This is a genomic window from Roseomonas sp. CAU 1739 (genome assembly GCF_039839775.1).
GTDB lineage: Bacteria > Pseudomonadota > Alphaproteobacteria > Acetobacterales > Acetobacteraceae > Neoroseomonas.
Genome location: NZ_JBDOQQ010000005.1, coordinates 285,242 through 299,048 on the forward strand (window position 1 = coordinate 285,242; position 13,807 = coordinate 299,048).

18 protein-coding genes are annotated in these 13,807 nt (G+C 67.1%); 2 read left to right on the top strand and 16 right to left on the bottom strand.

Translation table 11 applies throughout. From position 1 onward, the window contains the following. Positions 1–35 precede the first annotated feature (35 nt). Positions 36–272 (top strand): hypothetical protein, encoded by a 237-nt coding sequence (locus tag AAFN86_RS11555; protein ID WP_347543465.1) that lies wholly within the window; start codon positions 36–38, stop codon positions 270–272. Between the two features lie 28 nt (positions 273–300). Here the strand turns inward: AAFN86_RS11555 and AAFN86_RS11560 are convergent, their stop codons facing one another. Together AAFN86_RS11560 and AAFN86_RS11565 are read right to left on the bottom strand one after the other, a co-directional pair. Beyond that, entirely contained in the window at positions 301–555 is a 255-nt protein-coding gene (locus AAFN86_RS11560) for a hypothetical protein (protein ID WP_347543466.1), read from the bottom strand. Positions 556–611: 56 nt separating this feature from the next. Continuing rightward, entirely contained in the window at positions 612–803 is a 192-nt protein-coding gene (locus AAFN86_RS11565) for a hypothetical protein (protein WP_347543467.1), read from the bottom strand. Between the two features lie 216 nt (positions 804–1,019). Between AAFN86_RS11565 and AAFN86_RS11570 the strand changes: the two genes are divergently transcribed. Next, positions 1,020–1,736, top strand: a complete 717-nt coding sequence (locus AAFN86_RS11570) for a DUF3800 domain-containing protein (RefSeq protein ID WP_347543468.1) — start codon at positions 1,020–1,022, stop codon at positions 1,734–1,736. 416 nt (positions 1,737–2,152) lie between these two features. Here the strand turns inward: AAFN86_RS11570 and AAFN86_RS11575 are convergent, their stop codons facing one another. The 14 genes from AAFN86_RS11575 to AAFN86_RS11640 all read right to left on the bottom strand — a co-directional run. Continuing rightward, on the bottom strand, positions 2,153–2,371 hold the full coding sequence (locus AAFN86_RS11575) for a hypothetical protein (protein WP_347543469.1): 219 nt from the start codon (positions 2,369–2,371) through the stop codon (positions 2,153–2,155). Continuing rightward, complete coding sequence (locus tag AAFN86_RS11580) at positions 2,368–2,880, bottom strand: hypothetical protein (RefSeq protein ID WP_347543470.1); 513 nt, start codon at positions 2,878–2,880, stop codon at positions 2,368–2,370. The genes AAFN86_RS11575 and AAFN86_RS11580 overlap by 4 nt, the downstream gene beginning before the upstream one ends. 157 nt (positions 2,881–3,037) lie before the next feature. After that, a complete protein-coding gene (locus AAFN86_RS11585; RefSeq protein WP_347543471.1) occupies positions 3,038–4,159 on the bottom strand; it encodes an AAA family ATPase in 1,122 nt (373 codons plus the stop codon). Beyond that, entirely contained in the window at positions 4,159–4,527 is a 369-nt protein-coding gene (locus AAFN86_RS11590; RefSeq protein WP_347543472.1) for a hypothetical protein, read from the bottom strand. The genes AAFN86_RS11585 and AAFN86_RS11590 overlap by 1 nt, the downstream gene beginning before the upstream one ends. Beyond that, positions 4,524–4,742, bottom strand: a complete 219-nt coding sequence (locus tag AAFN86_RS11595; protein ID WP_347543473.1) for a hypothetical protein — start codon at positions 4,740–4,742, stop codon at positions 4,524–4,526. Before AAFN86_RS11595 ends, AAFN86_RS11590 begins: the two co-directional genes overlap by 4 nt. Before the next feature lie 136 nt (positions 4,743–4,878). Further along, positions 4,879–5,187, bottom strand: coding sequence for a hypothetical protein (locus AAFN86_RS11600; protein WP_347543474.1), 309 nt, complete (start codon positions 5,185–5,187; stop codon positions 4,879–4,881). Then, entirely contained in the window at positions 5,184–5,426 is a 243-nt protein-coding gene (locus tag AAFN86_RS11605; protein ID WP_347543475.1) for a helix-turn-helix domain-containing protein, read from the bottom strand. Before AAFN86_RS11605 ends, AAFN86_RS11600 begins: the two co-directional genes overlap by 4 nt. A gap of 624 nt (positions 5,427–6,050) precedes the next feature. Further along, entirely contained in the window at positions 6,051–6,248 is a 198-nt protein-coding gene (locus AAFN86_RS11610) for a hypothetical protein (RefSeq protein ID WP_347543476.1), read from the bottom strand. Continuing rightward, the gene (locus AAFN86_RS11615; RefSeq protein WP_347543477.1) at positions 6,245–8,950 is read right to left on the bottom strand and encodes a hypothetical protein; all 2,706 of its coding nucleotides are present in this window, start codon (positions 8,948–8,950) and stop codon (positions 6,245–6,247) included. The genes AAFN86_RS11610 and AAFN86_RS11615 overlap by 4 nt, the downstream gene beginning before the upstream one ends. Positions 8,951–9,457: 507 nt before the next feature. Continuing rightward, positions 9,458–10,267: a hypothetical protein gene (locus AAFN86_RS11620; protein WP_347543478.1), complete on the bottom strand. Its 810-nt coding sequence runs from the start codon at positions 10,265–10,267 to the stop codon at positions 9,458–9,460. 196 nt (positions 10,268–10,463) lie between these two features. Next, positions 10,464–10,715, bottom strand: coding sequence for a hypothetical protein (locus tag AAFN86_RS11625; RefSeq protein WP_347543479.1), 252 nt, complete (start codon positions 10,713–10,715; stop codon positions 10,464–10,466). Then, positions 10,712–11,059 (bottom strand): hypothetical protein, encoded by a 348-nt coding sequence (locus AAFN86_RS11630; protein ID WP_347543480.1) that lies wholly within the window; start codon positions 11,057–11,059, stop codon positions 10,712–10,714. Before AAFN86_RS11630 ends, AAFN86_RS11625 begins: the two co-directional genes overlap by 4 nt. A gap of 89 nt (positions 11,060–11,148) precedes the next feature. Next, positions 11,149–12,477 carry a phage integrase central domain-containing protein gene (locus AAFN86_RS11635; RefSeq protein WP_347543481.1) on the bottom strand — a complete coding sequence of 443 codons (1,329 nt, stop codon included), beginning with the start codon at positions 12,475–12,477 and terminating at the stop codon, positions 11,149–11,151. A gap of 876 nt (positions 12,478–13,353) precedes the next feature. Further along, positions 13,354–13,807: IS5 family transposase (locus AAFN86_RS11640; protein WP_347543482.1), on the bottom strand; the 454-nt coding region annotated here is incomplete at its 5' end.

Sequence of the window (13,807 nt, forward strand, 5' to 3'; positions counted from 1 at the left end):
CGCCTCCTTAAACGGGAGGCAGATGGAGAAGCGAAATGCCACAGAAGCCCGACCGGGACAGGATCTCGGGGCTCGAAGAACAGACCCTGCGACTTCACCAGCGCGCCGAGAAACAACTCGATGACATTCGCACCGAATTCGCCCTGGAGCCGTCGCCGGTCCATTTCGTCCGTTGGGTGTTCAACCGCTTCGGCGCCGCCTGCGCCTCCATAGGCGACTACTGCGCCAGAAAGGCAGCAAAGGCCGAACAGCGCGAGCGAGAGGACGGATAGGTTCGGAGCAATCCACGACGCTACGGCCTCAGCACCCCGGAAAACCTGCGCGGACCTCGGCCAGCTTCTTCATCTCGGCGGCGCGCTGGCGGGGGATGCCGATCTCTGGGAGGGTCGCAGGCCGAGTGTCCGCAGTTCGGACACTCGCTTGGATACCGGCTCCATGGTCGGCTTGCGTCGCCACCTCGCCCCGCTCCTGCGCCGCCTTCAGTTCTGCCCCGATGCGCACCTCGGCCAGCACCGGCTCGGGGATCCGCTCGCCACGCGTGGCATCGCGCTGCACGTCGCGTTCGCTGCGGCCTGTGGAGGCGCAGGCCTGAACCTGCGCCTCGGGACAACCTAGGCGCCCAACAGGTGCAGCCGCATGGATAGTCCGGATCGCTCCTGCAGCAGCTGCCGTTGCTCATTGGCCGAGAGTTCGGCGGGCTTGACCTCCACCAACTGCAGCAGGCGCGCACGACAGAATGCCGCCTGCTGCTCGGCAGTCAGCGGCGCGAAATCGACAGTGATCGGCTGATAGATCGGTTGCATCTCACATCTCCGATGATGGTCATTGGACGATGCGGTGCGGTGCGATGTGGTGCTGCAAGAGCCCCAACCGGCGGGCCGGCAATGCACCCTAACCTCCGCGGGACGACACGCGCAAGGGCGTGCAATGTCCGTCGCGCACGAATACTCTAATCGGCAGTATTCAGGAGGGGTCCACTGTCACGAAAAAGGGTCGAGGCATCCGAGATCGCGGACCTCGTGGTCTACGCTGACGAGAGCGGGGATCACGGCCTCACGAACATTGATATCGGGTATCCCGTCTTCGTCTTGGCATTCGTCATCATGAAGCGCGAGCCCTACATCGACGCGATTTCGCCGGCGCTCCAGCGCTTGAAGTTCGCGTATTGGGGTCACGATCAAGTGGTGTTCCATGAACGAGAGATCCGTAAGAAGCTTGGGCCGTTCTCGATCTTGGCGGACCCGACCACCAACGACGACTTCATGGGCGATTTGCTCAAGCTGATCCAGGACGCGGAGTTTCAGCTGTGCGTCTCGGTGATCGACAAGGCGCGGCTCAAGGAGAAGTACCAGACCCCATGGAACCCCTACGAGATTGCGCTTCGCTTTTGCATGGAGCGCCTGCTCGTTTGCCTTCAGGCTCACGGCCAATCCGGGAAGCTGGTGCATGTGGTTTTCGAGAGTCGCGGCAAGGCTGAGGATCAAGAACTTGAACTCGAGTTCCGCCGCATCGCCGCGAACGGCGCGAACTGGGGGTATCTGAAGCGGGATTTTTCATACTGCCGCTTCGAGCCTATCTTTGCCCGGAAAGACGCAAACGCGGCAGGCCTGCAAATCGCGGACTTGGTGGCGCGACCTTGCGGCCTCCATGTGCTGCGCCCCTTGCATCAAAACCGCGCATTCGAGGCACTGCGGCCTAAAATCAGCGCAGGGGGATGGAAATGGTTCCCGCCCTAAAAAGCGAAAGGGCCCGGGGCAAACGTCCCGAAGCCCCTTCGCCGACCGGGATAACCCCAATCCATAGACGCAACATGGGGCTCTCTAGAGCGATTGTCGAGTTATTGCTCGACCCTCGGGCTTTGAAGGGTGGGAAATTTTTGGCGAGGCGCGATCCTCATCGTCAGCCTGTCGCCTGACTTTTGCGGGGAAAATTGTGCGTGGCGCCCGGCTGCAGGACAGCGCGCGCGGTTTTTGACCCCACCCCTCGCGTCGCGACCGATCGACTGACCCGGGGGAGGGGGTGCGTCTTTCACCCGCCGGCCAGGCCTCCCGCCGGCACGGTTCGCCCAGCGCAGGGGAGGGTTAGGGGATGGATGGGCACCGCTTCACCGACGCGGCCTGCTGCCTAGCATCAGGGCGGAGGACCGATCCGCCTACCGCCCGAACGGGTTCGCCGGCACCTCGCCGGGGCCCATCGCTGTGCCGGCCGGCGAGCCTTCGCCATAAGCTTCGAGGAAGTGCGCGCGGACCTTGGCATGGGCTGCCAGGTCGCCGGCGCGGTACTCGGGCGAGGCCATGATCCGCTGAACCTCGGATCGGGCGTCCAGGCCTGCGATGAAGGCGCGGGCTTCGGGGGTGGTCCGGGTGGTCATGGTGCATCCTCCGGCTGGTGCTCGATGATGGGCGGGCGTTCGACGATGGCAGGAAAGCCGGCCTCGGCAGCGAGCCGCGCAAGCCGCGATCCCCCGCCATGCTGAAAGACCACCTGGATGGCCACCGCTGGCCCCTGTGGCCCCGCACCGGTCAGGCCGGCGATGTCGAGGACCTTGGACGCCGCGGTGATCTTGTCCCGCGCGCTGGGCGCCTTCACGGCGGCATTCCGTAGCACGTGGTACATGGCGGCCACGTCCACGCCTGCAACCTCCCTGATGCCCTCCTGGATGGCTTCCCGGACATGAGGGCGAGCAAGTGCGCGACAGGCGGAGGTGCGAGCGACTTCGCCTGTGCCGTACCCGGCCAGCGTTCCGAGTTGCTCGCGGGTTGGGAAGGCCTTCTTTTCGGACGCGCTCTCGATCATGACGCGGACGAGCGCGGCTTCCTTCGGGGTGAGGTTGGTCGCGCCGGGGCTACGTGCCACTGGGTTGCGTCGCTTTCGGGCCATGTCGGGGACCATCCAGAGAGGGCGTAGCGTCTGCAAGGACGATCCATTCCGGCCTGCCCGCTCCGCGCGTGAGATGTGTGACCCCTTATAAGGGGGGGCTCACCTCACTCACGCGACAGGGATAGCGCCGGAGAAATTCTCACGGTTCTCACGCGTCTCACGGAAGCCAGACAAGTTGATCGGAGAGGCCAATGACCTTCTTGTCTTTCAAGGCATTCAGCGTGTCGCGAAGTCGGGCGCGGTCTTTGGCCGTGAGAGGCGCGTGAGACTCTGCCTCAAAGCGCCCTCTGACGCGCAATCCGTCGCGCACCTGTTCACGGGTCAGCGTGAGATTTGGCTTCATGCCCGGCAGTGGGCTGCGCTCAACGGCGGCGCCCTCCAGCATCATGTCGTTGATGTCGCTCAGCCAGGCGGCGTGGTTCGTGTTGAGTTTAGGCCGCGCCGTCCTCCCGCTGCTGGCCTCCGCTTCATCGGCAAGGCAGGTGGTGCGGGGGTTGCCATCGCTGTCGGTGCCCATGTCCACCACGCGCAGGGTGAAGGGCAGCACAACACCTTCCTCGTCGTCCTTGTTGTCCGTCACTGTCGCGGTGCTGGGCGCGCCGGCTGCGCCCTTGGCGATCTTGACGACAAGATCCGCGCCGCCGAGCAGCGAACCGGAACCGCGCGGCGTCATCGCGCCGGGATCTTTCGATCCGTGGTGGATGATGGCGACATGTGCCTTGGATCGCTCGCGGATTTCGTCCGCTGCTGCGATGAAGCCGCCCATGTCCTGGGCCTTGTCCTCATTCCCATCGCCGAAAGTGCGAGCGAGGGTGTCGAGCACGACGAGGTTGGCGCGCAACGCGGTCGCGGCATCGATGATGGCCTCGAGATCATCAGAAGGCGGCCCGACGGTGGCGCGCTGGGCGATGTAGTGGAATGCGTCGCCGGCGTCGCCGAGTTCATCCCGGACAGCAACCAAGCGACGGGCGAAGCCGCCCTCACCCTCGGCCGCAACATAGAGCACGCGGCAGGGTCGCGCCTTGCGGTCCCACATGCCGCGCTCGCGCGCCAAGCCATAGGCGACGCGAAGCATGAGGAACGATTTCCCGCACTTGGGCGCACCCCACCAGACTGAGAGTTCGGCAGGGGCGATTAGGCCGTGCAGAAGGTACAGCCGGGCTGGGGCTTCACTGGCATCCGCGACGGACAGCACGCGCAACCGACCGAACAGGCGCCCACGCAGATGCTCCGCTGGCGCACGGGTCATGATGCCTTCGGCGATGCTTCCGGCGTCCATCAGCGCCCCCGTCGTAGCAACGGGACGGCCAGGCCAAGCATGCATGCAGTCCCGATCAGCGTTCGCCGCCTCAGCCAGGTTGCTGCCTCAAGGATCCCATGGCCCTGCGTGCCGCAAGGGTCCGCCACCCACTGCAATGTCAGCAGATCCAGACGGATCGCCCCCGGGCGGCCGGCTCGCTCGATGCGGAGGACGCTATTTCCGATTGGCGTGAAGCGATCGGCCACCAGTCCCAGCGCGAGCCGCACGCCTTCTTCATCGAGGTCAGGCAGCGCGATCTGATGCGGGATCGTGTGCTCGAGCTCGACTGCGAAGTTCCAGGACCGCCAATCGGCGACCGGGGCGCGACTATCGGGCGGCGCCATCATCGCCCACCGTCCCGCGGCGTCGGCGCCGTCACCATCATGACGTGGGTATGATCGCCGGCCTGGCCGTCGCGCTTCGCCCAGATCAGCAGCTTCAGCCCGCCCATGCGGCCGGTCCAATAGGCCGTGCCCTTCGCGCTGACCTTCTCGTACAGCCGCGCCGCCTCAATCATCGGCGCCCCCGCCGCTCGCCCTTGCCCGTCAGTGTCGTTCGCCATGTCACCCCCTTTCGGGCGCAGGCGGGGCTTGCATCGGTGGCGTCTCATCTGGACGTTGCACCTCGCCGGCCCCACCGGCACCTCTCCGTGTCCCCTGTTACGCGCCCGCCCGGCATGCCCAGCCGCGGCGGGCGTTTCAGTGCATGGGGCGGTCCTCCGGAACCAACGTCGGCCAGGGCGGCACGAACATGTCCGCATCGGGCGCAACCGCCGAGGCCGCGACGGCCCAGCGTGCCAGCCCATCGGCGAGTACGAGCAGGATCTTGTCATCGCCGAAATTGAGGACGGGCCAGAAGAGCGACGGACACGCGGAGCGCCGCGCCTCATCAAGTGCCACCGCTTCGACGGCGTCGGCCGACAACCCCTCGCGGTGACGGACTTCCTGCGCCTTTCGCAAGGCTGCCAGCGCAGCGGCGGCGATCTGCTCTTCGGCGCACGCCTTCATGCTTCGGCGCGCTTCTGGCGACGCTCGGCATGGGCGCGCATTGCAGCGGCCGGCGGCGGCGTTGTCCCCGCCTTCGGCAAGCGAGCGACGTATGCGTGTATCGAGGCCACGGTGATCATCAGCAGATTTCCGGACTTCACGCCCTCAAGCTCGCCCTCCTTCACCATGCGCCGCACGTTGGTCTGCCCACGATCGAGCAGAGCGCTTGCGCGCTTCACGCGGACAAGGATCGGCGTCATGGCCTCGGACTTCGCGTCCTTCGCATTCGTGTCCGTCAAGGTGTCCTCCTGGAGACGACAATTCGGCTGTCCAGAGCAAGGGTCGCGGCGTCAATAACAATATGATCGCGACCGACCCTTATTGCTCGCTGCTGATAGAGCAGAGAGTTTTCGCGGCTGTCATCAGGAAAGAATGCGAAATGTGGTCGAGAACTCCCTTTCTAAGGGAGAGGTCGAGCATCGAGTTCGCAATAGAATTCAGCGATGTTCGGCAGCGCATCTGTGACTGCACCAGTGGTGCACCACCGATTTCACGATGCAGCCGCGGCGGCGTTGCTCACGCGCCACACTCCGGCGCGGCGATCGCGTAGACCTTCGCGGCGCACGACGCGCACCACGACCGGCCAGGCATCGTTGGCGCGCTGCAGGTTGTCGCATCCACACGCGGATCGCCGGCGATGTACTGGCATTGCCGGTGCTGCACGCTCGGGATCGGCTGCATGTTCACCAGCGCCGGTTCGGGCTCAAGCGTTCCGTGCCGGCGGCGATGGGCTTCTGAAGTTCGCAGCCTCTGCAAGACGCTGTGGTGCCGCGGGTATCGCCAGACCGCGTAGGGCGCCCCCACTCGTGAGGACGCCGCCGAACTCACAGGAACGCCACCACCAGCAGGCCGAGCGTGCCCGCGCCCAGCAGCCAGAAGCCGCGCGCCTTGGTCGCGGTGTCGCCGGCCAGGGCGCGGCGCTTGTAGGCCTCGCAGATCAGCCGCGGCAGTATCAGGCAGAACGCGCCATCAGCAACCAGCATCAGCGCCACGCCCGCGGCGAAGCCGGCGAAGGGGCTCATCGGTTCGCACCTTCGCGATATGGTCCACTGCCCGAGAAGCGGCGGTAATAGTCCGAGAGCTTGGTGCCATTGCTGTCGGTTGGATCATAGGCGCCGTTGGTTTCGACGAAGCGCCGCATGCCCTGAACGCCGCCGAGGTGCGCGACCGCCCGCAGCCCGTTCCGATCCATGTTCGCCGCCGCCCGCAGCCCGTTCCGATCCCTCGATGCTCCTGCCGTGCCAAGGCGGGTGATGGCGTCGTCAATGTCGAAGAAGTGGACCTCGGCCGCCGCTTCCTGCGCCGCCGGGCTGGCAAGAAAGTCCTGCAAGGTCCGCACCTGGGGAAAGCCCGGGATGGTGAAGGTGCCGCGCCAGCCGTTGCGACCCTCACCGGGCGCTGGCCGATAGTAGGACAATTCGGCCAGCCGTTCCGTGCCGAACTGGTAGAGGCCGGCGAAGCCCTCACGATTGACGATGCCCGCCCGATGGCCGCTTTCGCCCTGGCGAAGCAACTGGCGGAAGTCGTCGGGCGCGTCCGGCCAGGGCTGGTTGAGATCGAGGGTGAACGGGCTGCCATCAATGCGCCGCATGGGGAAGCCGCTGATGATGACCTGGTACTGGCCCTCACGGATTGCGACCAACTGGCCGAAGCCGCGGATGTGGTTTGCCGTGACGGGCGACCCATTCGCCGCCCGCGCACCGGCCAGAACGTGCGAGGGAAGCCCTGCCATCGCGTCAGCGACTTGCGCCTCCGTCATCGGGCGGCCGTCGCGCACTGGCGCGGGGATCGATCCGCCGTTCCAGGAAACGGTCGGCGCGATCTGATCCAGGATCCGAGCCATCAGGCCGGTATCGAAGCGCGTGGTGGCGGGGGTATCGAGGTTGCTGCGTGGCCCCTGCGACGGATCGATGCCGGACGAGGCGCGTTCCGTGTAGATGGCTCGTGCCGCGGCATTGATGGCGGCAAGCGCGTTGCCATTCGCGCGGTACGCACCGCCGATGCGGGTCATGATTGCGTCGTCTACCGCGGTGCCCTGAAGCGCCGCGATCGGGGTGAGCCGCTGCCGCTCCATGCCGTTCACAATTTCGGAACTCGCACGCGGGTCGCGATCGGTGAGGGCGGCTGCAACCAGGAACGCACCGACCCTCGCATCCTGCTGCCGGCCCTCGCCAGGAACCAGGGCGTTCAGCGTGCGGCGCATGGTATCCACGGGGAGGCGCCGCAGCCCTGTCAGCAGTCCGAGTTGAGCCGCGGGGCCGCCATCGCGAATGACGCCGGCAAGGCTCTCCGCTTCAGCCGCCGTCATCACCGGCATGTCCGGCATGCGCTCGATCGAACCGAGTAGCCGCGCGACGCTGGCCCGCTGCTGCAGCTGATCCCCGAACGTCTGCGCGTTGCTGAAATCGAGCGGCCGCACATCACCCACGCCGGACTTCCCGGCATGCACGCGGATGGCAGTCCCGAAGGGATCATCCCGCATCTGCCGCGTCCGCGCCTCATCCATTGCGCGAAGTGCCCGGATGCGATCGAGGATCGGTGCTTGCTCCTCCCGGGTCCGCGCGGCGCGCATTTCTTCAACCAAGGCATTCTGGCGAATGCGCAGGTCGGGCAATGACCCGGTGCTGGCCGACGCCACTTCGGCGAAGGCCTGCTGCTGGCGCCGGATGTGCATCGCGAGCGAGGTATCACCGGCCGCCTCGGCGCGCTCTGCGAGCCGCACACCCTGCGCCGGGTCGAATGGCACGAGCCCGCTGGCAGTGACGTTCCGCCAATCCTCGAGGTCGGTGCGCAACTCGCTGCGCGCGTGCGCCTGGCGCGCCTCGTGCTCATTGAACACGGTGCGCAGCATGCCGCGGAGGCTGGCCCGGGCGGTGGGCGGGATGGCCCGGCGGTCGGCCTCTTCCTCGAAGCTGCGCGCGATGGCGTCGGGGTTCTCGCCGGCGTCCAGCCGATCCAGCGCGGCGCGGAACAGTGCCTGGCCGCCGACGCGCTCGGTGATGCTGTCGAGCGTGACCTGCCGCGTTTCCGGCGAGATGAAGTGCTCACGCACGCCCCGGTCGAGGTGCGCGTGCAGCCGCTGCTGGATTGCCCCGAATTCCGGGCTGTCGAGCCTGCCGGCGCGGGCGAGGCCATCAAGGTCGGAGGACAGCGCGTTGTGCACGTCCTGCCAACCGGCCTGCGTCAGCCGCTGGTCGCGCTGGACCACCTCCATCCGCTGCGAGTTGGTGTGCTCGACCCCGATCTGCCGCAGCACCTGGCCGACGCGCTCGCGGGCGTATTGGGGGACGCCCTGCACCCGGCCTTGAATGTCGCCGATCCACCGTGCGCGGAACTGGTCCGGATCCCCGCCAACCTCCGCACGCATCGTCACGGCGCGCTCGCGGCCGGAAATCGTTTCCTCATCCACGATGCGCCCGAGGATCGTCTCCGCGGACATGCGGCCGGCGCGACTGGTGAAGTCCGGTTCTGGGACCGTGTAGTTGCCGGCCTCGTCTCGAATGGGGGCGGTCAGGGCATCCCGGCGCGCCTCGCCGAAACGCTGATCGGCGGCAGCGTCAGCCGCATCCAGGGCTGCACCGGTGAGGGTGCGCTGCAAGTCGCTGAAGGATTTGGAGAGGGCAGCCATCGAGCCGCCGCCCCCGGTGCTCGTGTCCATCAGAGCCTGCGGGTCGATGCGGGCGCTGGACCGGTACGCGGGAAGGCCGCCGCCGCCTCCGCTCATTCGTTGATCCGCCCCGTGCCACCCGAGCCGGCCCGGCGGGTGACCGAATAGGCGCTCGTGACACCGCCGGCGAGCGAGCCCACGGCGGAACCATAGCCGGCACCAGTGCAGTGCTTGCTTCATTCCTGCCGCGGGTTAACGCGCTGTCGGCTGCCAGGCCAAGCCGCCGGCTGCGGTTGTTGGCGTTCGCCTCAATGGTCGCGAGATCGCCTTCCGCCTGATCCATGCTGTCGCGTCGGATCACATCGCCGGTACCGCTCATCAGGTCGAGGCCACGGCCGGCCCGGAGTGCATCCAGGCTCGACAACACGCGCCCCAGGTCCCGCCGCTTCGCCGCGGTCTCCTGTTCGGCCGCCAAGCGCGCCGACCGCTGTTCCTCGGCCAACTGCGCCGCCTGCGCGCCCGCGCTCTCTCGCGCCGCCGCGGCCTGCTGCTGGCCGGTGTAAACCGCCGTGCCGGCCGCCGCGACGGCAGAGACGGCAACCGCTGCAAGGGCTGCCGTTTCCATCAGCGCGGCACCGGCTTGAGGCCAACAGCCGACGCCCAGCCTGGCACGAGCAACGCGACTTCGCGCTCGGCCTGCGCCTCGCCGATGCTGGCGCCGGTCGCGCGGCGCCGCTCGCGATGGGCCTTCAGCATCGCCCGCCATCCGGCGGACCGGGCGCGTCCCTCTTCAATGCGGGAGGGGAATGCGGGCCCGCCGTCCTCGGCGAGTTCCTTGGCATGAGCATCCGAGCCGGCCTGATACAGTGCGCGGCCGCCCTCAGTGTCCGGCTCGGGGATTGGCGCGTGACGCGGCGGTTCGATACCCACCGTCTCGGCTGGCATCCCTCCTTCGGGCAATCGAAGGCCGACGCAGTCGCGCGCGAATGCCGGCCTGTGTTGGAAGAGATACGCGATCCGATCGAAGGCAAGTCGATCCGCGTCTTCCTGCGTCTCGTCCTCGCCGATTTCGAGCGCGGCGCGCAGCGCCGGCGGTACGTTGACCAGATCCGCGCGCCCCCACCGCCGGCCGACGCCGAGGTGATCGAAGATGGAGGGCTCGGCATTGGAGAGCCGGATCAAATGCTCCGGGCGCGTGAGGCGGACACGGCGAGCCGGCTGCGGGCCGCGTGCTCCCCGGTCGGCCCGGGACGCGACATGCAGCCGCCGCGACTGTGCAGATAGGGCCAGATGACCCGCCGATACGATGCCTTCCAACTGTGTGACCTGCGCGTCGCCGGCTTCGAGTGCCGCGGCGAACTTCGTCATGCGGTCGCTCACCACGGCAATCGGATCGTCAATCCCCATTTCGGGGATCGGGGCGAGGCGCCTCATGCCGCCACCACCGCGGCCGAAGCCTCACAAGCGTCCGAAATTCGTCCTTCTGTCGGTGCCATGCCCCGCCCCTAACCAGTGTTCCCGATCACTGGCTGTCGACAGGTCGCCCATGCGTGGCAAGGGGAAAGCAGAACGCCGCCCGGCAAGGGGCGGCGCTGTCGTTGCGGCGGGACGGCGGTGGCGGCTGCAGCCTTTACGGCAAGGCCTCCGGTTCCGGCTCGGCGTCGTCCGGGTCACCGGGCAGCCTATCGAACTGCACGCCGTAGATCGCGATGCCGAGATCGTCGTCGCCCGCCGCGCAGCAATCATCGTCAGCCGCCGGATCGAGATCGTCGTCGCCATCCGACGCGTCGAGGTGGGAGATCAGATCCTCGATCAGCGTCTCGATGTCCTCGCGCGGCAGGCGATGGACAATCCTCGCCGCGATGGCGGCGGGCGCGATCATGCCCGCACCCCCGGCGCCAGGCGTGCCAGGTCGGCGGCGAGGCTCTCGGCAACCGGCACATCGTCTACGGTGACGCTATCGCCGAACCCGTCGAACTGGTCGCCGCCATCGCGAAGGCTTCGGCACAGGCGCGCCGCCTTGACCGCCACGCCGACCCAGCCCGCTGCCGGGGTATTGGCCATTGCCCCAAGCACCGCCTCCAACCGCGCGAGGGCAGCGGCGACGCCGGCATCGTCATCAGCGCGCGCCGCAACGTCGTGCGCGTCCTCCGCCGCCCGGCTGTCGGCAAGTAGGGCGAGCAGGCGGGCATCGGTTGCGGTATTGGTGTTGGTAGCCTCAGACATTGGGCAGTCCTTCGTCTGGGGTCAGGCGCGGGTCGGGGGCTAGCCCGGCTCGCGCCGCCCTAGTGCCCGGGCCCGCCGGGCGCGGTTCGTCAGCCGGCGGCCTCCGCCGCCCGCAACTGCGTCACCCCGGCCGGCTTCTTCGCCAGGAAGGTGGCCCAGGCGTCCATCAGGACGCGGCGCTTCTCGAACAGGTCGCCGCGCTGATATGCGGCCTCGACCTTGTCCCGCAGCCCGTGCGCGAGGGCATGCTCGATCACTTCGCGGGGGTGGTGCGTCGCCTCGCCGGCCCATTCGCGGAACGATGACCGGAAGCCGTGCGCGGTGATCGGCTCGCCCGTGCGTGGATCCCGCCAACGCGGCGGCTCTCCCTCGGGCGCATCAGCCATGCGCCGCAGCAGCATCAGCAGGGCCATGGACGACAGCGGCGCGCCTTCCTTCTGGCCAGGGAACACCAAGGCATCGCCGCCGGTGGACGCCCGGACCTTTGCCATCGCGGCAAGCACCGCCAGCGCAGGCTTGGACAGCGCCACGCGATGTTCCCGGCCGGCCTTCATCCTCGAGGCAGGGACGGTCCACACGCCGGACGCGATATCGATCTCGCCCCACGTCGCGCCGATGACCTCGCCGGTGCGCGCCGCGGTCAGGATCGCGAATTCCAAGGCCCGGGCCGACACCGCGTCGATCGCCCGCAGCGCGGCTATGAACGCCCCGGCCTCCCGCCAATCCAGCGCGGAGTGATGCTCGACCTTCGCCACTTTCGACTTCGCCGGCAGCAGCACGGCCAGGTGGCCCTTCCAGCGCGCTGGGTTCTCACCCTCGCGCCATCCCTTGACCCGGGCGAAGTCGAGCACGTTTTCAATCCGGCCACGCAGGCGAGAAGCCGTCTCAGACTTGCTCGACCACAGGGGCTGCAGCGCTGCCAGGACGTGCGTCGTGTCGATGTCTCGAACCGGTACCTTGCCCATATGCGGGCCGGCATACTGCTTCAGCGTCATGGCCCATTGCGCGGCGTGTTTCGCGTTCTTCCAGCCGGCCTCGCGCGACGCGAGGAAGTCCTCGACCACATCGGAGAACAGGCGCGGCGCATCGGTTCGCACTTGTGCGACAGCCGCTGCCTCGACCACCCGGCGCTGCTCGATCGGGTCGCCGCCGGCTCGAATGATCGCCCGCAACTCGGATGCGCGCTCGCGCGCCATGCGCAGGGTGAGGCCGCCATGCTTGCGCTCGTCGTCGTCGTCGGTGGCGAACCGGCCCAGGCCCATCTCGCGCTGCTTCCCGCCCCGCGGGGTGTAGCGGAGGAGCCAGAATTTCGCGTCCGGGCCACGCACCAGCAGGTGCAGCCCATTGCCGTCGGCATACCGGCCGGGTGCCGCGTTCTTCGCCTTGATGACCGTGAGGCCTGCCGCGCGCCGAGGCATATCCCGAACCCTCCGCCATACTCGACAGGGCAAATCGATCCCCCATCAGTCCCCTATAATGAGCCTGATAGGGGATGAGCGCAACTGATCAATGTTGATAGCGTGGCGGCGTACACCCAAGGCATTCGGCGGCTTACAGAGGTATTTCGCACAATCGATCCGAATGGTCCTGAGAGCAGTTTAGGCGGACACCCTCTCCGCCAGTTCCCATACGAGCCGCACTCTCCGCCTGACCGAGCGCCGCGCTGAGTGGCAGGTTTCCTGGGGTTTTCGGGGCAGACCTGTTGACTGGCTTGTCGCGGAGACGCCCGAAAATCGCTCTCCGGAGGCCATTTCTCTCCGGACCTCCTGACTTGGGCGATTTAGTACGGAACTCAAAAACCTAGGTAGAGGGCCGGTTTCAGCGCGGTCGGCACTTGCTCTGGTTCGAACCCCACTTGCCCGAAATCCGTACTTCGAGAGCGAACACTTGTACGTCAATCCGGAAGGCGGACTCGACATCGATCATCATTTTGCTTTGGGTGCGGCATTGATGATCTCGGAAACGAGGTCACCCAGTTCGTTGTTTAGGCGTTGAGCGCGGCCAGGAATCTCCGTTAGGTCGAGGCGGGTTAGTTTCCGTTTCACTCGATCGAGGCGCGATTCTTCGTACTTTAGCATCTCCAGTTGAAGCCCGCGGCCAGGCTCGGCCGCCTCGATGGCATGGACGAGCCAATGGCGGTCCGCAGCTACCTCGCGAACTCGCCCGAGAAGTTCCTCCCCGCGGGCGGCAAGGGGTGCCAGTATCCCGCATCCTCTGAAGGCTGATTGAACGAACCTGATCTTTGGCCCGAGAAGTGTCGGATAGCCCTTAGAGCCCATCCGGGAAGTTTGGATTCACATTGAGGGCGTTGCGGCGAGGCGCCGCAGCATGATGCGGATCATGGCCATGCGGACAAAGGCGGCAGCGATGCGGCAATGCCGCTCGAAATCGCGGGCGAGGCGGCGGTTGCGGCTGATCCAGCCGATGGTGCGCTCGACGATCCAACGCTTCGGCAGCACGACGAATTTGTGCCTGTCGCAGCGTCGCACGATCTCGATCTTCCACCGGCCTGTGCGAGCGACCGCCGCCGCCATCTTCGGCCCCTGATAGCCCGCATCCGCGATGATGCGCTCGACGAAAGGGAACAGCCGTCGCGCCTGGCGCAGCAGCGGCTCAGCCCCGTCTCGATCCTGCACGCTGGCGGGATGCACGATCACCGCAAGCAGCATGCCGATGGTGTCGGTCAGCAGGTGGCGCTTGCGGCCGACCACCTTCTTGCCCGCGTCGTAGCCGGACGGATCGAGTGTG